This is a genomic window from Virgibacillus sp. CM-4 (assembly GCF_000445495.1).
GTDB lineage: Bacteria > Bacillota > Bacilli > Bacillales > Amphibacillaceae > Virgibacillus > Virgibacillus salexigens.
Genome location: NZ_AUQA01000006.1, coordinates 534417 through 553233, shown reverse-complemented (window position 1 = coordinate 553233; position 18817 = coordinate 534417). Strand labels below are relative to the sequence as shown.

Below are 18817 nucleotides of genomic sequence, written 5' to 3'. Positions count from 1 at the left end.
ACTTATCGCATCTCATAAATTATTGCTATAGGGATTAAAGGGTTAATGGTTTGTTTTATGTTGCCATATCCTTTAATATAGAAGAAGTGAGTAAGAGTTTTTTGATTTTTATAGTTTCAAAGATAGTGATACGTATTGCCGATTGTTACAATTTGCGACAACGTATGATGAAAGGGGTACAAACATGGGGAAGAGTAATTCATTTAATGCAAAAAAGCAATTTGAACTCAATGGAAAAACTTACAATTATTATCAACTGAAAACATTGGAAGAAGCTGGATTAGGGGAAATTGGACGTCTGCCATTTTCAGTCCGCGTCCTTTTAGAATCCCTTGTTCGCCAGCAAGATGGGCATCAAATTAAAGAAGAACATATTGAAAAACTAACCAAATGGGGTAGCAAAGAGGGAGATGGAGTAGATGTACCATTTAAACCATCTCGTGTTATCTTACAAGACTTTACTGGCGTACCAGCCGTAGTTGATTTAGCTTCGTTACGAAAAGCAATGGTTGATATGGGTGGCGAACCGAATGAAATTAATCCAGAGGTTCCAGTAGACTTGGTTATTGACCATTCGGTACAAGTTGATCAATATGGTACAAAAAATGCACTTAAAGCAAATATGGATTTAGAATTTGAACGAAACGCAGAACGATATGAATTCTTGAATTGGGCGCAAAAAGCATTTGACAATTATCGTGCTGTTCCACCTGCAACTGGTATCGTGCATCAAGTAAATCTAGAGTACATTGCCAATGTAGTTCACGGATTGGAGAATGAGAACGGGGAATATGATGCTTTTCCAGATACACTTGTGGGAACGGATTCACACACTACGATGATTAACGGCCTTGGAGTACTTGGCTGGGGTGTTGGAGGAATTGAAGCTGAAGCAGGTATGCTCGGACAGCCTTCTTATTTCCCTGCACCAGAAGTTATTGGTGTTAAGTTTACTGGGAGCTTCCCAAATGGAACGACTGCTACAGACTTAGCATTGAAGGTAACCCAAGTACTTCGCGAAAAGAATGTGGTAGGTAAATTTGTCGAATATTTCGGTCCTGGATTAAAAGATATGCCACTTGCAGACCGAGCAACGATATCAAATATGGCGCCAGAGTATGGAGCAACTTGCGGATTCTTCCCTGTAGATGAAGAATCATTAAATTATCTTCGGTTAACTGGTAGAAGTGAAGATCAAATTAATCTAGTAGAGAAGTATTGTAAATTAAACAACCTATGGTATTCTTCTGAAGAAAAAGATCCTGAGTATACAGAGTTAGTAGAGATTAATTTATCAGAACTCGAACCAAATTTATCTGGTCCAAAGCGACCTCAGGACTTAATTGCACTATCTAACATGAAAAAAGAGTTTAATAAAGCAGTTACTGCACCTTCTGGAAACCAAGGCTTCGGTCTTGATAAATCAGAATTTAAGAAAGAAGCAGTAGTTGAGCATCCGAATGGTAATTCTTCGGTTATGAAAACAGGTGCATTAGCAATTGCAGCTATTACTTCATGTACAAACACGTCCAATCCGTATGTAATGCTTGGAGCAGGTTTGCTTGCAAAAAATGCGGTAGAAAAAGGATTATTGGTTCCTGATTATGTGAAAACCTCACTAGCACCAGGTTCAAAGGTAGTTACCCGTTATTTAGAAGATGCAGGATTAATGCCGTATTTAGATAAATTAGGTTTTAACTTAGTTGGGTACGGTTGTACAACTTGTATTGGTAACTCCGGACCTTTACGTGAGGAAATTGAGCAAGCAATTATGGATAACGACCTGACAGTGTCATCTGTTCTATCAGGAAACCGTAACTTTGAAGGAAGGATCCATCCATTGGTGAAAGCAAACTATTTGGCCTCTCCTCCTTTAGTTGTGGCTTACGCACTTGCTGGTACAGTTGATATTGACCTTACGAAGGATGCGTTGGGCACAGATAAAGACGGAAAGCCTGTTCATATGAATGAGATCTGGCCAACAATGGATGAGATTAAAGAACAAGTGGAGAAAGTGGTTCAACCAGAAATTTTCCGTAAAGAATATGAAGATGTATTTAGCTCGAATGAGCGTTGGAATGAAATTGATACAACAGATGAACCATTGTTTGATTGGGACAGTGAATCTACCTATATTCAAAATCCACCGTTCTTTGAAGGACTGGCAAAGAATGCTGATTCTGTAAAGCCATTAGAAAATTTACGTGCAATTGGTAAGTTTGGTGATTCAGTAACAACAGACCATATCTCTCCAGCGGGTGCAATTGCTAAAGATATGCCAGCAGGAAAATTCTTACAAGATAAAGGTGTTTCTCCACGTAACTTTAACTCCTATGGCTCTCGTAGAGGAAATCATGAAGTTATGATGCGTGGTACTTTTGCAAACATCCGAATTCGTAATTTACTTGCACCAGGAACAGAAGGTGGCTATACAACGTATTGGCCAACAGAAGAAATCATGCCTATTTATGATGCAGCGATGAAGTATCAACAAGATGGTACAGGTCTCATCGTTATTGGTGGAAAAGACTATGGTATGGGATCTTCACGTGACTGGGCAGCTAAAGGAACAAATCTTTTAGGTATTAAAACGGTTATCGCTGAAAGCTTTGAACGAATTCACCGTTCCAACTTAGTAATGATGGGTGTACTGCCATTACAATTTGAAAATGGGGAAAGCGCAGATAAGCTAGGTCTAACAGGTAAAGAATCATTTACTGTTGATATTGATGAAAATGTGAAACCACATGATCTTGTTAAAATTACTGCCGTAGATGAAGATGGTCAAACAACGGTATTCAATGCTGTTGCACGTTTTGATAGTGAGGTAGAGGTTGACTACTATCGTCATGGTGGTATTTTACAAATGGTTCTACGTAATAAGTTAGAAGTATAGAAATATATATCTGGAAAAAAGTCTCTGTTGAGTCATACTCACAGAGACTTTTTTGTAGAATGAAAATAGCAGGAAAACATGACTATTTTTCGAAAGTTAATGTAGTGAGCTTTACAAAGCATTGATTTTTCCATACTATTTGAATTAGCATTTATATATCTGAATAGAGGTATTATTAAAAGCAAGGAGTCCTTCATATGTATAAAAAGATATTTGGAGTTGTAGTAATTGTAGTATTGGCTGGTATTGTTCTCTTTAACTATATAGAGCAACAAAATCAAACCGCATCAGACGAATCCAATGCGTATAATGATAGTGGTGATTCAGAAACACAGGGAGGCTCGATTTCTTCGGTGGATGAAGAAAACATGCTAAAAGTAGGTAATACTGCTCCTGATTTTACATTAGAAACATTAAATGGAGAAACACTGCAACTGTCTGAATTACGTGGTAAAAAAGTAATCTTAAACTTTTGGGCAACCTGGTGTCCACCTTGCCGTGAAGAAATGCCTGCTATGGAAAAATTTTATAATGATCATCAAGAAGAAGTAGAGATTGTAGCTGTTAATTTAACAGATTCTGAAAAAAAGGAAGAAGATGTACATACGTATAATGAGAAATATAAATATTCGTATCCAATTCCATTGGATCGGAAGTCCGATGCTCGTAACGCTTACCAAGTAGTAACTGTTCCTACCACTTATTTTATTGATAGTGAAGGCAATATTCAGCAGATTAAGCCTGGCCCAATGGATTATGAATTTATGGAAGATACGGTTAATTCATTTAATTAACACGTATAGATTGTTAAAGAATTGGAAATGCTTCTTTTAAAAAGGAGTGAGTAGCCATTTCTTTAAAGAAAAAACGAACATTTGATGAACTGGTAAAAGAGAATAGACAACAGATTTTAAAAGATAGGTATTTATTAGATCGAATTGAAGATCAGTTGGAACGCAAACGAAAATCGAACCAACAAAAAGAAGCACAATAATTAGTTAACCGTTACCAAAAGGGAGCGGTTATTTTTTTGTGGAAGTTTTTTCTAGGTATAATGAACAGCATACTTGAAAAAATAGGAGCAGATAATTGAAAGGAGTGAAACAAATGGCCGAAGATAAGTACCGAGCAAAGCCGGATGATCGTAGTGATAATGAAGAAAAATTGCAAGACATGGTTCAGAATACAATTCAAAATATAGAAGAAGCACATGAAACCATGCAATTTTCATCAGGTGAAGAGAAAGAAGCAATAGAAGCAAAGAATAAACGGAGAGAACAAGCGATAGAAGGAATGAGAGAAGAAATCAAAGACGAACATCGAGATAATCAATAACTTGATTCCCGAATGCAGCATGCATTCGGGTTTTTTGAGTCTTTCTAAATTACGATCTTCTCCATTTATGTTAAGCTAATTAGGGAGAACGACTACGGGAGGAAATATCGTGCAAAAAGTAAAGACACCAATTGAAGTAAGATATCAAGAAACAGATCAAATGGGAGTAGTCTATCATGCAAATTATTTAGTTTGGTTTGAGATAGGCAGAACAAAACTGATTGAAAGTCTTGGATTTCAATATACAGATATGGAAAAGCATGACATTGTTTCTCCTGTTACCAATGCGAATGTTCAATTTAAAAGACCTATTCGTTATGGCGAAAAAGTTTGTATAGAAACATGGTTGGAAGCTTACAATGGCATTCGAACCACATACGGCTACTGTATACGAAACGAAAAAGATGAAATAGCGGTAAGTGGAACTACTGAGCATGTAATTGTTAAGAAAGATTCATTTCGCCCTTTATCTTTAAGAAAAACTTTTCCAGCTTGGCATCAAGCATATATGAAACAACTCAAAGGAGAATAAATATGGCATTTGGAATCAATCGCCAGGAACTAAGGAATTGGAAAAAACAAGTAGAAGCTGGAGAAATTGCTTTTTTAACGCATTACTGGTTGGATGAGCGATTTCCTGATTGTACAACCGTAACAAAGGTGGGGTGTCAGGATATACATAAATTACAGGCGTGGGGCAGAAATTATCATCTGTCACCACAATGGATTGATCAAAAGGACAATTACCCACATTTCGATTTATTTGGAGAGAAACAGCGTTTTATCTTAAATAAAGAACAACAGTGGGAACAAATAAATCGGTTTCAATTATATTAAAAAGAGCTTGTTTCAAGCTCTTTTTAATATATAGGCTTATTTAGTTTGAATGTATTTCATTTCTGGTTCGTATTGCTTATGATTAAGATTAATTTTAAGGTCTTTATCATCGAAATACCAAGCATCTTTTCCTTCTATAAAGAATGTAATCCCTTCTACTTCCGTAGAAGTATGCATATCAACGGGCTGTTCCTTGCTTACCCCTAATGAAAACCCAGGCACATTTCCTCCAATACCGCCATATCTCACGAAAAAGCGCATATGAGATTCATCTTCCTCGATATCAAATTCTTTTTTATACCATTTTGCAGCTTCTTTGCTAATTTGTATGTTCATGAAAAACAGCTCCTTTATGACTGGAAGTACCTTATTTCTTTTTTTCTTCTGGTACGTAGTCTACACCACCGCGATGAAAAGGATGGCATTTACTGATTCGTATTATTGTCAAGTAACTTCCTTTAAAAAAACCAAATCGCCGATAAGCTTCTAAACCATACTCAGAGCAAGTCGGATAAAATCGGCAAGTAGGAGGCTTAAAAGGACTAATCGCCGAACGATAAAATTTTATTAAGCCAATGAAAATATACTTCATATTTACCCTTCTTTTTATCATTCATTATCTTTATCGTAGGTAACAGAAGCCACTGCATCATGCATATGAATCGATTCTTCATTTTGACAAGTTACTTTGAACTGTCTAATTTCTGAGACCTCATATAGATCAGCAGCAACTAATCGTACCATATCTTCCACAAACCGGGGGTTTTCATAAGCTTGTTCTGTTACCATTTTTTCATCGGTACGTTTCAGAATAGGGTGCAGCCTTGCACTTGCGTTACTCTCAGCAGCTTCTAGTAAGATTTTTTTCCAGTCGGATGTTGTTTCATCAAAATCTTCAATAATCTTCACATCCATCGTTACATTGCCTCGCTGATTATGTGCACTGTATTCACTTATTTCTTTAGAACAAGGACAAAGTGTTGTAATAGAAACAGATAAAGATAAACGAATATCATAACCTTGTTGCTTGTCGTAGTTTACGCTAATCGAAACATCGGCATGGTTTAGTCCCGCAAGTTGTGTGTCTGGAGCATTGCGCTCATAAAACCAAGTATAATCGACTCTTAAAGACGCATCTTGCTGGTCCAAACGTTCAGCTAACTCTTTTGTAAAGGTTTTTAATGTCGTTAGATCAGTGGAAAACCCTTGTCGATGATACTTAGCTAATTGTTCATTAAATCGACTCATATTGGTTCCTTTATTGGAATGGCTTAAGCTAGAACTAAAAGTAAACTCACCGATACTTGTTTGAACAGTTGGTGCTATTGAACTATATATCGTAATTGGATGTTTAACTTTCGTAATTCCGACGGCATCCAAATCAAACAAAAAGTCTTTTTTTGTATTCTGTAAATCTGCCATATGAACTTTATCAACAGGTTTTGATCTTGGGACCGGCATTACAGAACCAAATAATTTATGACGTTGTGCTTTGCTAGGTAATTTTTTCTGTGGGAATGTTTTTGTGTTTTCCATAACATCGTCCCCTTTCTCTTCAATAATAAAAGTATACTTTACCGCATTTTAAGATTCAATTTTCTGGCTTGGTGCTCCTACATCCATGTGATTTTTGGTTCTGTTTTGTTTTTAATTCGCTTTAAGTTATCCCAATGCCGATAAATGACAAAAATAGTTAGTACCGTAATAACAATAAAAAGTCCGATATTATGAAAGAAAATCGAAGCAATAATTGAAACGACTCCAGTAATGATGGATGAAAGTGAAACATATTTTGACAAATACAGACTAATAATAAAAGTTAAGATCATAATTAAAAACAATAATGGGTTAATACCAAGTATAATCCCGCCGGAAGTGGCAACGGCTTTACCGCCTTTGAATTTAGCAAAAATAGGATACGTATGGCCTAATACAGCAAATAGCCCGATGACAAGCCGATAAACATCCGCATCCATGAAGAGAGGGATTAGAGTTGCTACTGTACCTTTTAATATATCGGCTAAAGTCACAATTATTCCAGCCTTGATTCCAAGTACACGAAAGGTATTGGTTGCTCCTAAATTCCCACTTCCATGCAACCGAATGTCTTTATTATAACCAACTTTTCCAACTATAAGTGCAGAAGGAATGGATCCTAATAAGTAAGCAATAATAGCAAAAATAATATATTCCATATGCATTCCTACTTTCCCAATTATGATAATTTATCAACGATATGTGAATCAATCTCTGTTTAAAACTATAAAAAATAGGCTTTTCTTATTTTAGCATGAAGTCAAGGTTTTAAGAACCATAATTTCAAATATGTTTGGAATCGTTTCATTGTGGGAAATCACTATAATGCTCTATGATAGTGTTAAAAGGAGAGGCTAAGGAGGAAGTTATGATTGAATTTAATCATGTGAAGAAAAAATATCCAGATGGAACCGAAGCGATTAAAGACATTTCTTTTCGGGTAGATAAAGGAGAAATGGTAACCCTGATTGGACCAAGTGGTTGTGGGAAAACAACGACGATGAAAATGGTAAATCGATTAATTGAACCAACATCGGGGGAGATATCCATAAACGATCAGAGGATTAATGGTTTTAATATTCATGAACTTCGCTGGAATATTGGTTATGTACTTCAAGAAATTGCACTTTTTCCACATATGACAATTGAAGAGAACATTGCAGTTGTTCCTGAGATGAAAAAATGGAAACAAAAGGATATACAAAAACGCACGAGTGAATTATTGGATATGGTAGGACTTGAACCAAGTACATTTAAAAAACGGATGCCTAGAGAATTATCAGGTGGTCAACAACAACGAATCGGTGTAATTAGAGCATTGGCAGCTGACCCAGATATTATTTTGATGGACGAGCCCTTTAGTGCATTAGATCCTATCAGCAGAGAGCAATTACAGCAGGATATTCAATCATTACAGAAAGAGATTAAAAAGACAATTCTGTTTGTTACACATGATATTGATGAGGCAATGGCTTTAGGGGATAGGGTATGCTTAATGAAGGGTGGAGAAATTGTCCAATTTGATAAACCACAAGATTTAATTCTTCAACCTCAAACTCAATTTGTTCAAACATTTATAGGAGAACGAAAATCGCCATGGCAAACAGCGGTAGATGTGATAGCCGATCAGACACAGCAATTTGTGATATCGAAATCTGTATTTGAAAAAGGCGAATGCAATGAAATGACTACTTATATCGTACGTGATGAAAATAACATGTATGAGGGAATTGTACAAAATGGATCTTTCATAGAAGGTGTTACGTTAGAAAATAATCTCCCTCTTTATAAAGCAGTCGAAATAATTGAAGCTTCAGAGCAAACAATCTACCCAGTGATCAAATCAAGTAAGCTCGTGGGTGTGATTCGCTATCGAGACATTGTTGCGTACTTAAAGAGTAAGACCACTATGGAAAATGGGGTGGTCCAATCATGAGTGATTTTATTACGGTATTCCAAAATCGACAAGGTATGTTGTTGGAGACCATTTGGGAACATTTACAGATATCGTTGATTTCTTTAATTATTGCGATTATCATTGCTGTACCGTTGGGGCTCATGTTAACAAGGTATCCAAAAATAGCGGAACCCATGATAGGCGTATCTGCTGTTTTACAAACGATACCAAGTCTTGCTGTGTTGGCCTTCCTTATACCCTTTTTTGGGATTGGTACATTACCAGCAATTATAGCTTTAACAGCTTATGGACTATTACCTATTCTACGAAATAGCTATACTGGAATTAAAGAAGTCGATCCAGCACTAAAAGAGGCTGCTACTGGAATGGGAATGAACTCACTCAAGCGGTTAACAAAAGTAGAGTTACCAATAGCAATGCCTGTTATCATGGCTGGGATACGTACATCAATGGTTCTAATTGTAGGCACCACCACTTTGGCTGCATTAATTGGTGCTGGGGGACTAGGCGAACTTATCTTACTTGGACTGGATCGAGGGGCAGATGTTAATTTAATACTTCTAGGTGCTATTCCAGCGGCATTATTAGCAATTATTCTTGATTTTATTCTAAGAGGTTTCGAACGTATATCTAGAAGAGCAGGATTTAAATCATTTATTTCCATGCTTATTATCGCTGTTTTAATTGTTGTTTCCCCATTAATTTTTAATAATTCAAAGCAAGCGGATCTAGTTATTGGGGGTAAATTAGGTGCCGAGCCAGCAATATTAATCAATATGTATAAATTATTAATTGAAGAAGAAACCGATTTAAATGTGAAATTAGAACCAGGTCTAGGGAAAACTGCTTTTGTATTTGATGCACTTCAGCAAGGAAGCATCGATATCTTTCCAGAGTTCACAGGCACTGCAATCGTAACGCATTTAGAAGAACAAGCAGAAAGTAATGAAGCGAGTGAAGTGTATACACAGGCAAAAAAAGGAATGGATGATCAATATGATATGGCGTACTTAAAGCCAATGGCTTTTAACAATACCTATGCGGTTGCAACTACGAAAGACTTAGCAGATCAGTATCAATTAAAAACCATTGGTGATTTAAAACAAATCGAAGACCAAATAACAGCTGGATTTACATTAGAATTTAAAGACAGATATGATGGTTATGTAGGAATGCAAGATGTATATCAATTAGATATTGCAAATGTACGGACAATGGACCCTGGGTTAAGACAAGATGCGCTAACAACAGGAGATGTTGACATCATTGATGCTTATGCGACTGATAGTTATATGGTAGAATTAGACTTAGTTTCCTTGGACGACCCTGAAAATCTATTTCCGCCTTATCAGGGGGCACCGCTTATGCGTAATGAAACACTTGAGAAGTACCCTGAATTAGAAGAAATCTTAAATCAACTTGCTGGAAAAATTACCGATAATGAAATGAGACAGATGAATTACCAAGTAGACTACGAAGATCAAACACCACATGAAGTAGCAAAACAATACCTTCAGGAACAAGGTTTACTTGATAAAGAATAAAGGGGTGTGTATAATGGTTTGGGAAAATCCATCAAATGAAACTTTAAAGGATATACTAACGAATGCCAGGACAATTGCTGTCGTTGGTTTATCTAATAATCCGGGTCGGACTTCTTATCAAATAGCTAAAATAATGCAGCAGCAGGGATACCGGATTATTCCAGTAAATCCGACTGTAGAGGAAGTATTAGGAGAAACATCATATGCTTCCTTAACAGAGGTGCCAGATAAGATTGATATTATAAACGTTTTCCGAAGACCGGAATTCTTACCGGAGATTGCAAACGAAGCTGCACAAACCAATTGTAAAGTCTTTTGGGCACAACAAGGAATTATTAATCAAGAAGCGTTTGATTTTTTGAAACAGCGAGATTTTACAGTAGTTATGGATCTCTGCATTAAAGTAGTCCATGCAGTACTAGTAAAATAATGATCTGTACACAAGGATGGCAACTGATTGTCATCCTTTTCGCATTACCATGCGGAATATCAATGAAAGTTAATCTTAAGTGTAGTATACTTAGGTACATGTTTATGGTTAATGTTGACAAATAGCGTTGAAAAAGTAATAAAATAGGATAGTAACGCCTTTGATGAAACTTTACACAAACAAACATTCGTTCTATTATAGAGTATACAAGAGAGCGTAGAAGGGAGCAGGTATGGAGTGACGCAACAACCCATTCAATATAGCGATGACTCGATACAAGTACTTGAAGGTCTGGAAGCTGTCAGAAAAAGACCTGGTATGTATATAGGAAGTACAGATCTTAGAGGGCTTCATCATCTCGTTTTTGAAATCGTTGATAATGCTGTAGATGAGGCCTTAGCTGGTTATGGAGAGGTTATAAAAGTTACCATACATAAGGATAATAGTATTTCTGTTGCGGATAATGGACGAGGTATACCTACTGGTATGCATCGGACAGGAAAACCTACACCAGAGGTGATTTTCACTGTGCTGCATGCTGGTGGGAAATTTGGTCAAGGTGGCTATAAGACAAGTGGTGGATTACATGGGGTTGGGGCTTCTGTAGTTAACGCTCTTTCAGAGTGGCTGGAAGTTACCATTCATCGAGATGGCCACACGTATTTTCAGCGATTTGAGAATGGTGGTAAGCCAGTAGGTTCTTTAGAAAAACAAGGGGCTACGAAAAAGAAAGGTTCGATTATACACTTTAAACCAGATCCAGCTATTTTTAATTCCATTATATATGATTTTGAAACATTATCCGAACGGTTAAGAGAAGCCGCTTTTCTTTTAAAAGGTTTAAAAATACAGTTAACTGACTTAAGAAAAAATCAAACGGAAGAATATCAATTTCCTGATGGCTTAAAAGCATTTGTTCATTACTTAAATGAAGAGAAAGATACGCTGCACCAGGTTGTATCGTTTGAAGGAGAGCAACAAGGTATCGAAGTTGATTTTGCTTTCCAATTTAACGACGGATTTGCAGAAAATATGTTGTCATTTGTTAACCATGTACGAACAAAAGATGGAGGAACCCATGAATCTGGAGCACGCACAGCGATTACGAGAACGTTTAATGATTACGCGAAACGTGCTGGATTAGTAAAAGAAAAAGATAAGAATTTGGAAGGAACGGATATAAGGGAAGGCTTTACTTCGATTGTCTCTGTACGTGTACCTGAAGAAAAGTTGCAATTTGAAGGGCAAACCAAAGGGAAATTAGGATCACCTGAAGCGAGGTCCGCTGTTGATGCCATTGTTTCCGAAAAACTATCGTACTTTCTTGAAGAAAACCCGGATATATCCGGTCAATTAATTAAAAAAGCGATAAAAGCGAAAGAAGCAAGAGAAGCAGCTCGAAAAGCAAGAGAAGATGCTCGAACAGGGAAGAAAAAGAGACGAAAAGATACATTGTTAAGCGGGAAGCTTACTCCAGCTCAATCTAAAAACCCAAAACGAAATGAATTGTATCTAGTAGAAGGGGATTCAGCTGGCGGCTCTGCGAAACAGGGTAGAGATCGAAAGTTTCAAGCCGTTCTACCATTACGAGGAAAAGTAATAAATACAGAAAAAGCGAAACTGCAGGATGTATTCAAAAATGAAGAGATTTCTACGATTATCCATACCATCGGTGCTGGAGTCGGAGGAGATTTTGATTTAGAAGATGTACAATATGACAAAATTATTATCATGACTGACGCTGACACAGATGGTGCCCATATTCAAGTCTTGCTGCTAACATTCTTCTATCGTTATATGCGAACATTGGTTGAAGCAGGTAAGATTTATATTGCTCTTCCACCTCTATATAAAATCTCCAAAGGAAAAGGGAAGAAAGAAAAGGTCGTTTATGCTTGGGATGAAGAGGAAATGAAGCAAGCGATCCAAACGTTTAAAAATGGATATACTATCCAACGCTATAAAGGACTCGGTGAGATGAATGCGGATCAATTATGGGAGACTACTATGAATCCTGAATCGAGGACACTTATCCGCGTTACGATTGACGATTTAGCTCGAGCAGAACGAAGAGTTACCACGTTAATGGGAGATAAAGTAGAACCGCGAAGAAAATGGATTGAAGGCAATGTTGAATTTGGTTTAGACGACGAAAGTAATATATTAGAAAATGAGAGAATCCATACAGAAGAGCAACAATAAAATATCAATTTTTAGGGGGGGTTGGATTGTCACAACCAGAAGCTTATTTAGACCTTCCATTAGAAGAAGTCATTGGCGATCGTTTTGGAAGGTATAGTAAATATATTATTCAGGATAGAGCATTACCAGATGCGAGAGATGGGTTGAAACCTGTCCAGCGTAGAATCCTTTACGCTATGCATGAAGAAAAAAATACACATGATAAAAATTTTCGAAAATCGGCTAAAACAGTAGGTACCGTAATTGGTAATTATCATCCACACGGTGATTCGTCTGTTTATGATGCAATGGTTCGTTTAAGTCAGGATTGGAAAGTTCGTAATGTTTTAGTAGAAATGCATGGGAACAATGGAAGTATTGATGGAGACCCTCCTGCTGCCATGCGTTACACGGAAGCAAGGCTGTCAAGTATTTCATCTGAATTATTACGGGATATTGAAAAAGATACAGTGGATTTTATTCCGAACTTTGATGATACGATTCAAGAGCCAGTTGTACTCCCAGCTAAATTCCCTAATTTACTTGTGAATGGTTCAACTGGAATTTCATCTGGTTATGCCACAGACATTCCGCCACATAATTTACAAGAAGTTTTGGATGCAGTCATTCTTAAGATTGATAAGCCTTCTGTAACAACAGAAGAGCTAATGAATGTTATCAAAGGACCAGATTTTCCTACGGGCGGAATCATTCAAGGTGTTGAAGGAATTAAAAAGGCATACGAAACAGGCCGTGGCAAAATAATTGTACGAGGAAAGACTAAGATAGAAGAAATACGAGGCAATCGTCAACAAATTGTAATTGACGAAATCCCATATGAAGTAAATAAAGCAAATATGGTTAAGAAAATGGACGAGCTTCGTATTGATAGGAAGGTAGAAGGCATTGCAGAAGTACGTGATGAAACAGATCGTACTGGCCTGCGCGTTGTCATCGAACTTAAAAAGGATGTAAATAGTGAAGGTGTTTTAAACTATTTATTTAAAAATACAGATTTACAAATCACCTATCATTTTAATATGGTTGCTATACAAGATAAAACACCAAAATTGCTCTCTTTAAATCAAATACTAGATGCATATATAGCACATCAAAAAGAAGTAGTTACTCGTCAAACCAAATATGACTTAACAAAGGCGAGAGATCGTGCGCATATTGTTGAAGGGTTAATGAAGGCAATCTCTATCTTGGATGAAGTCATTTCTACGATACGTTCCTCAAAGGATAAGCAAGATGCAAAGCAGCAATTAATTACTAACTTTACATTCTCTGAGGCTCAAGCAGAAGCAATTGTTATGTTACAGTTATATCGTTTAACAAATACGGATATTACATCTCTACAGGAAGAAGCAGAGACACTCCGAAAACGAATTCGAGAGTTAGAGAACATTTTACAAAATGAGAAAATACTACTACAAACAATCAAGAAAGATCTAAGAAAAATAAGAAAAACGTTTGCCACATCTCGTTTAACCGAGATTGAAGATGAAATTGAAGAATTGAAGATTGATATCGAGGTTATGGTGGCAAGTGAGGACGTATTACTTTCTGTAACAAGAGATGGTTATATAAAAAGAACGAGTTTACGATCCTATAGTGCTTCGAATGGCGAAGATTTTGCAATGAAAGAAGACGATCATTTAGTTCGTTTAATTGAGCTAAATACGACAGATAAAATTCTGTTATTTACCAATAAAGGGAAGTATATTTATTTACCGGTGCATGAATTGCCAGATATTCGTTGGAAAGATATAGGGCAGCATATTTCCAATATTGTATCCATTGAAAAAAATGAACGGATTATTGAGTGTATTCCCGTTCGAGATTTTAAAGAAGAAAACTATTTACTTTTCTTTACGAAAAATGGAATGGTAAAAAGAAGTCAGCTAAAGCTTTATGATGCCCAACGATACTCGAAGGCATTAATTGCATTAAACTTAAAGGGTGATGACGAAGTCGTCAATGTACATCGTACTTCAGGCTATTCAGATGTGTTTATTGCCTCGGATAAAGGATATGGCTTGTGGTATCACGAAGGGGATATATCATTAGTCGGCCAACGGGCTGCTGGTGTAAAAGCAATTCAATTAAAGCAAGGTGAGCACGTTGTAAATGGACAAGTATTTGATGATTTATCGGAGCCTTCTCTTGTAGTGCTTACACAGCGGGGTGCATGTAAACGAATGAAACTGCAGGAGTTTGAGAAATCAACTCGTGCAAAACGAGGCGTTGTTATGCTTCGTGAACTCAAAACAAAAGCCCATCGGATTCGAGGATTTTTCTTAGCAAATGAACACGATACGATTAACTTTCAAACGAAAAATGGTGAAATACATCATGTTTATCCATTAGAGCTATCGAATAGTGATCGATACAGTAATGGTTCGTTTATTGTTGATACAGATACACAAGGTGAAGTAATTCAGGTATGGAAGCATGCGCAGTACCAAAAACCTTTTGAAGAAAAAGAAGAATAAAAGTTAGCTTCTGTTAACTGCCTGTAGAGAACGGATAGTTGGTTTCTCTACAGGTTTTTTTGTATGATTGTGTGAATACCATTCTGACATCCTTTATAACTAGTAATAACACTTTAAATTTTCAGGTAACTATGGTATGTTAAAAAAGAAATACAGGGGGAGGGATTGAAACGGAATTACGAGATAAAATTATACAAACGTCCTTATTACTTTTTGAAAAATACGGTTATCATGGAGTAACAGTAAACCAAATTGTAGAAGATGTAGGTACATCAAAAGGGGGATTTTATCACCACTTCTCGTCAAAAGATGAATTACTTTACCTTATTCATGATACATTCATTACCTATGTTTTGGATAAGGCAATGCAAGCAAATAATATGTATCAATCGCCAACTAACAAATTACAAGCTATCATTAAGGATTTTGTAAAGGTATTTGATATTTACAAACCACAAATCTCAGTCTTTTATCAAGAGAACATCTATTTAAAGCAAACATATGAATCGTTAATAAAAGAGAAACGCGACCGCTTTAAACAGCTTATCTTTCAAACCATTCAGGAGGGAAAGGCCAATGGGGAATTTCGCCAGGATTTACCTGTTGAAATAACTGGTATGGCAATATTAGGAATGGTGAATTGGACATATAAATGGTATCAACAAACTGGCAAATACTCCATTGAAGAAATTAGCGACATTTTCGTCGACTTGATTCTACATGCGATTCTCCAACAAGACATTAATAGCCATGCGTATGAATCAATATTAGTTGATAAAGGGTAATTTAGTTGAGTTACAGACCAACCAGTCGGTCTATATCGTTAAGGAGGAGTGACATGGATTTTGAACTAACGAAAGAACAAGCAATGATTAAAAAGATGGTAAGAGACTTTGCTGAAGAAGTTATCCTTCCAAGAGCTATAGAAATTGATAAGGAAGCACAATTTCCCCTCAATATCTTCAAACAGATGGGCGAGCTTGGTTTATTAGGAATTCCTTTTCCTGAAACATATGGAGGCTCAGGTGGAGATACACTCTCGTATGCGCTAGCGGTAGAAGAAATTGGGAGAGTTTGTGGAAGTACCGGACTAAGCTATGCAGCTGCTGTTTCACTAGGTGCTAGCCCTATTTATTATTTTGGAACGGAAGCACAAAAACAGGCGTTTTTACTGCCATTAGCAAAAGGGGAAGCATTAGGATCTTTTGGTCTAACTGAACCAAATGCTGGTTCAGATGCAGGTGGTACAAAAACAACCGCTACTTTAGATGGAGATCATTATATTATTACTGGTGAGAAATGCTTTATTACAAATGCAAGTTTTGCTAAAACATTAATTGTAACCGCTGTCACAGGTAAGAATGATCGAGGAAGAAATATTATCTCTGCCATTATAGTCCCTGCAGACACAGAAGGGGTTACCATTACAAGTAACTATGACAAAATGGGAGTTCGAGGTTCTGATACAGCGGAAATCGTGCTTGATCGGGTTCGTGTACCAAAAGAAAATTTACTTGGCGACCCAGAAAAAGGGTTTAAACAATTTCTTCATACATTGGATGGAGGGCGAATCTCAATTGGTGCATTAGGATTAGGGATCGCCCAAGCATCACTTGAAAAGGCATTGGCTTATGCGAAAGAAAGAAAGCAGTTCGGGAAACCAATATCTGACTTTCAGTCGATCCAATTTAAGCTAGCAGATATGTCGATGGAGGTTGAGCTAGCTAGGAATATGGTACATAAAGCTGCTTGGCTGAAGGATAATAATAAGCCGTTTAGTAAGGAAGCAGCTTATGCGAAACTTTATGCAACTGAAACGGCATTTCGTGCTGCTAACCAAGCAATACAGATTCATGGTGGATATGGTTATATGCGAGAATATGAAGTGGAACGTTATTTACGTGATGCCAAACTATTAGAAATCGGAGAAGGAACGTCAGAAATTCAACGATTAGTGATTGCAAGACAATTGGGTTGTTAATTGAAATAAAGGAGGAATAACGTTCATGGCTTTATTAAATTTAACTGTTGGCGAGTTATTAGAAAGACAAGTAGATTTATATCCTGATCATGAAGCAGTTATCTATCCAGAATTACAATTACGTAAGTCATATCATGCATTCAATGAAATGGTAAATGAGGCAGCTAAAGGATTTATGTCTCTAGGAATTGAAAAAGGAGAAAATGTGGCAATTTGGGCTGATAATCAACCTGAATGGTTAACTACCCAATTCGCAACTGGAAAAATGGGGGCAGTCCTCGTAACTGTAAACACCAGTTATCAGGCAAGTGAACTTCACTATTTATTAGAACAATCGGAAGCAACAACACTGATATTAGCCGAAAGCTTTAAAGGTACATCTTATGTAGACATTTTAAAGAAAATCTGTCCAGAACTCGAAACTGCTGAAAAAGGACAGCTTATTTCTGCAAATTTACCATACTTAAAGAATATTATTATATTAAGTGATACAAACGAGCCGTTTGCATATAGCTGGGATGAAGTCATTGAGCTTGGTAAATATGTGAGTGACGAACAGTTAAGTAAACGCAAACAATTACTGAATGTTCATGACGTTATCAATATGCAGTATACATCTGGTACAACAGGTTTTCCAAAAGGAGTTATGTTAACACATTATAATATTGTAAACAATGGCAACCAAATCGCAGACTGTATGAAATTATCCAATCATGATCGACTTTGTATCCCAGTACCATTTTTTCATTGTTTTGGTTGTGTACTTGGTGTCTTAGCAGCTGTATCAAAAGGAACAACGATGGTATTATTAGAACAATTTCAGCCGGAGAAGGTACTAGAAGCAGTAGCTGCTGAACAATGTACAGCGCTTCATGGAGTGCCAACGATGTTTATATCAGAATTGAATCATCCAAATTTTGACCAATATAATCTATCCAACTTACGAACGGGAATAATGGCGGGTTCAGCTTGTCCAATGGAAGTTATGAAAAATGTAATGGAGAAGATGGGGGCACACGAGATAACCATTGCGTATGGACAAACTGAATCATCTCCTGTAATTACTCAAACCAAAACCGACGATCCAATTGAATTACGGGTAAGTACAGTAGGGAAAGCACATCCAAATGTTGAAGTAAAGGTGGTTGTTCCAGGTACGAATGAAGAACAAGAGGTTGGGTTACCGGGAGAATTACTGACAAGAGGATATCATGTAATGAAAGGTTATTATAATAATAAACAAGCCACCAATGAAGTAATAGATAAAGAAGGCTGGCTTCATACTGGAGATATAGCTGTTCAACATGCAAATGGTTACTTAAAAATTACTGGGAGAATAAAAGATATGATTATTCGCGGTGGTGAGAATATTTATCCACGAGAGGTTGAAGAATTTTTATATCAACATCCAGATGTATTAGATGTTCAGGTTGTTGGTATTCCTGACCAAAAATACGGTGAAGAAGTCATGGCCTGGATTGTGAAGCGAAACGATAACATGATCACCGCAGATGAAATAAAAGCATTTTGTGAAGGAAATATCTCAAAGCATAAAATACCGAAGTATATTGAATTTGTTTCGGAGTATCCGATGACAGCGAGTGGTAAAATTCAAAAGTATAAATTGAAAGAAATGGCTATAGAGCAATTTCAGAAGTAGG

18 protein-coding genes are annotated in these 18817 nt (G+C 36.8%); 14 read left to right on the top strand and 4 right to left on the bottom strand.

Translation table 11 applies throughout. The features are described 5' to 3' along the window. Positions 1-184: 184 nt before the first annotated feature. The 6 genes from acnA (at position 185) to M948_RS36010 (ending at position 5068) form a co-directional block, all read left to right on the top strand. Positions 185-2896 carry an aconitate hydratase AcnA gene (acnA, locus tag M948_RS36030; protein ID WP_021291364.1) on the top strand — a complete coding sequence of 904 codons (2712 nt, stop codon included), beginning with the start codon at positions 185-187 and terminating at the stop codon, positions 2894-2896. 197 nt (positions 2897-3093) lie between these two features. After that, positions 3094-3690, top strand: a complete 597-nt coding sequence (locus M948_RS36025; protein WP_021291363.1) for a TlpA family protein disulfide reductase — start codon at positions 3094-3096, stop codon at positions 3688-3690. A 56-nt stretch (positions 3691-3746) separates the two neighbouring features. Further along, positions 3747-3890, top strand: a complete 144-nt coding sequence (locus M948_RS43850) for an FbpB family small basic protein (protein ID WP_074436678.1) — start codon at positions 3747-3749, stop codon at positions 3888-3890. 113 nt (positions 3891-4003) lie between these two features. Then, a complete protein-coding gene (gene tlp / locus M948_RS36020) occupies positions 4004-4231 on the top strand; it encodes a small acid-soluble spore protein Tlp (protein WP_021291362.1) in 228 nt (75 codons plus the stop codon). 109 nt (positions 4232-4340) lie between these two features. Further along, a complete protein-coding gene (locus tag M948_RS36015) occupies positions 4341-4763 on the top strand; it encodes an acyl-CoA thioesterase (protein ID WP_021291361.1) in 423 nt (140 codons plus the stop codon). Between the two features lie 2 nt (positions 4764-4765). Further along, entirely contained in the window at positions 4766-5068 is a 303-nt protein-coding gene (locus tag M948_RS36010; protein ID WP_021291360.1) for a hypothetical protein, read from the top strand. Between the two features lie 36 nt (positions 5069-5104). Here M948_RS36010 and M948_RS36005 read toward each other — a convergent pair whose 3' ends face one another. From M948_RS36005 to plsY, 4 genes are all read right to left on the bottom strand, one after another. Next, a complete protein-coding gene (locus M948_RS36005) occupies positions 5105-5404 on the bottom strand; it encodes a HesB/YadR/YfhF family protein (protein WP_021291359.1) in 300 nt (99 codons plus the stop codon). A 31-nt stretch (positions 5405-5435) separates the two neighbouring features. Further along, positions 5436-5660 (bottom strand): membrane protein insertion efficiency factor YidD, encoded by a 225-nt coding sequence (gene yidD / locus M948_RS42885; RefSeq protein ID WP_038244018.1) that lies wholly within the window; start codon positions 5658-5660, stop codon positions 5436-5438. Between the two features lie 17 nt (positions 5661-5677). Then, the gene (gene folE2 / locus M948_RS36000; protein WP_021291358.1) at positions 5678-6604 is read right to left on the bottom strand and encodes a GTP cyclohydrolase FolE2; all 927 of its coding nucleotides are present in this window, start codon (positions 6602-6604) and stop codon (positions 5678-5680) included. 77 nt (positions 6605-6681) lie between these two features. Further along, entirely contained in the window at positions 6682-7263 is a 582-nt protein-coding gene (gene plsY / locus M948_RS35995) for a glycerol-3-phosphate 1-O-acyltransferase PlsY (RefSeq protein WP_021291357.1), read from the bottom strand. A 209-nt stretch (positions 7264-7472) separates the two neighbouring features. Between plsY and M948_RS35990 the strand changes: the two genes are divergently transcribed. The 8 genes from M948_RS35990 (at position 7473) to M948_RS35960 (ending at position 18816) form a co-directional block, all read left to right on the top strand. Continuing rightward, complete coding sequence (locus M948_RS35990) at positions 7473-8540, top strand: ABC transporter ATP-binding protein (protein WP_021291356.1); 1068 nt, start codon at positions 7473-7475, stop codon at positions 8538-8540. Continuing rightward, on the top strand, positions 8537-10066 hold the full coding sequence (locus M948_RS35985; protein ID WP_021291355.1) for an ABC transporter permease/substrate-binding protein: 1530 nt from the start codon (positions 8537-8539) through the stop codon (positions 10064-10066). Before M948_RS35990 ends, M948_RS35985 begins: the two co-directional genes overlap by 4 nt. Positions 10067-10079: 13 nt before the next feature. Further along, on the top strand, positions 10080-10496 hold the full coding sequence (locus tag M948_RS35980; RefSeq protein ID WP_021291354.1) for a CoA-binding protein: 417 nt from the start codon (positions 10080-10082) through the stop codon (positions 10494-10496). Positions 10497-10733: 237 nt separating this feature from the next. After that, positions 10734-12698, top strand: coding sequence for a DNA topoisomerase IV subunit B (gene parE, locus M948_RS35975; protein ID WP_021291353.1), 1965 nt, complete (start codon positions 10734-10736; stop codon positions 12696-12698). 26 nt (positions 12699-12724) lie between these two features. Continuing rightward, a complete protein-coding gene (gene parC, locus M948_RS35970) occupies positions 12725-15175 on the top strand; it encodes a DNA topoisomerase IV subunit A (RefSeq protein ID WP_021291352.1) in 2451 nt (816 codons plus the stop codon). Positions 15176-15339: 164 nt separating this feature from the next. Further along, positions 15340-15960, top strand: coding sequence for a TetR/AcrR family transcriptional regulator (locus M948_RS0121960; protein ID WP_031335546.1), 621 nt, complete (start codon positions 15340-15342; stop codon positions 15958-15960). 53 nt (positions 15961-16013) lie between these two features. Further along, complete coding sequence (locus tag M948_RS35965; protein WP_021291350.1) at positions 16014-17156, top strand: acyl-CoA dehydrogenase family protein; 1143 nt, start codon at positions 16014-16016, stop codon at positions 17154-17156. A 25-nt stretch (positions 17157-17181) separates the two neighbouring features. Further along, entirely contained in the window at positions 17182-18816 is a 1635-nt protein-coding gene (locus M948_RS35960; RefSeq protein WP_021291349.1) for an AMP-binding protein, read from the top strand. Position 18817 lies beyond the last annotated feature (1 nt).

Coding starts and splice junctions, on each gene's coding strand:
- tlp (WP_021291362.1), top strand. CDS start 4,004: ATGGCCGAAGATAAGTACCGAGCAAAGCCGGATGATCGTAGTGATAAT.
- M948_RS35980 (WP_021291354.1), top strand. CDS start 10,080: ATGGTTTGGGAAAATCCATCAAATGAAACTTTAAAGGATATACTAACG.
- yidD (WP_038244018.1), bottom strand. CDS start 5,660: ATGAAGTATATTTTCATTGGCTTAATAAAATTTTATCGTTCGGCGATT.
- M948_RS35960 (WP_021291349.1), top strand. CDS start 17,182: ATGGCTTTATTAAATTTAACTGTTGGCGAGTTATTAGAAAGACAAGTA.
- M948_RS36005 (WP_021291359.1), bottom strand. CDS start 5,404: ATGAACATACAAATTAGCAAAGAAGCTGCAAAATGGTATAAAAAAGAA.
- plsY (WP_021291357.1), bottom strand. CDS start 7,263: ATGGAATATATTATTTTTGCTATTATTGCTTACTTATTAGGATCCATT.
- folE2 (WP_021291358.1), bottom strand. CDS start 6,604: ATGGAAAACACAAAAACATTCCCACAGAAAAAATTACCTAGCAAAGCA.
- M948_RS35985 (WP_021291355.1), top strand. CDS start 8,537: ATGAGTGATTTTATTACGGTATTCCAAAATCGACAAGGTATGTTGTTG.
- M948_RS35990 (WP_021291356.1), top strand. CDS start 7,473: ATGATTGAATTTAATCATGTGAAGAAAAAATATCCAGATGGAACCGAA.
- M948_RS36010 (WP_021291360.1), top strand. CDS start 4,766: ATGGCATTTGGAATCAATCGCCAGGAACTAAGGAATTGGAAAAAACAA.
- M948_RS35965 (WP_021291350.1), top strand. CDS start 16,014: ATGGATTTTGAACTAACGAAAGAACAAGCAATGATTAAAAAGATGGTA.
- acnA (WP_021291364.1), top strand. CDS start 185: ATGGGGAAGAGTAATTCATTTAATGCAAAAAAGCAATTTGAACTCAAT.
- M948_RS36025 (WP_021291363.1), top strand. CDS start 3,094: ATGTATAAAAAGATATTTGGAGTTGTAGTAATTGTAGTATTGGCTGGT.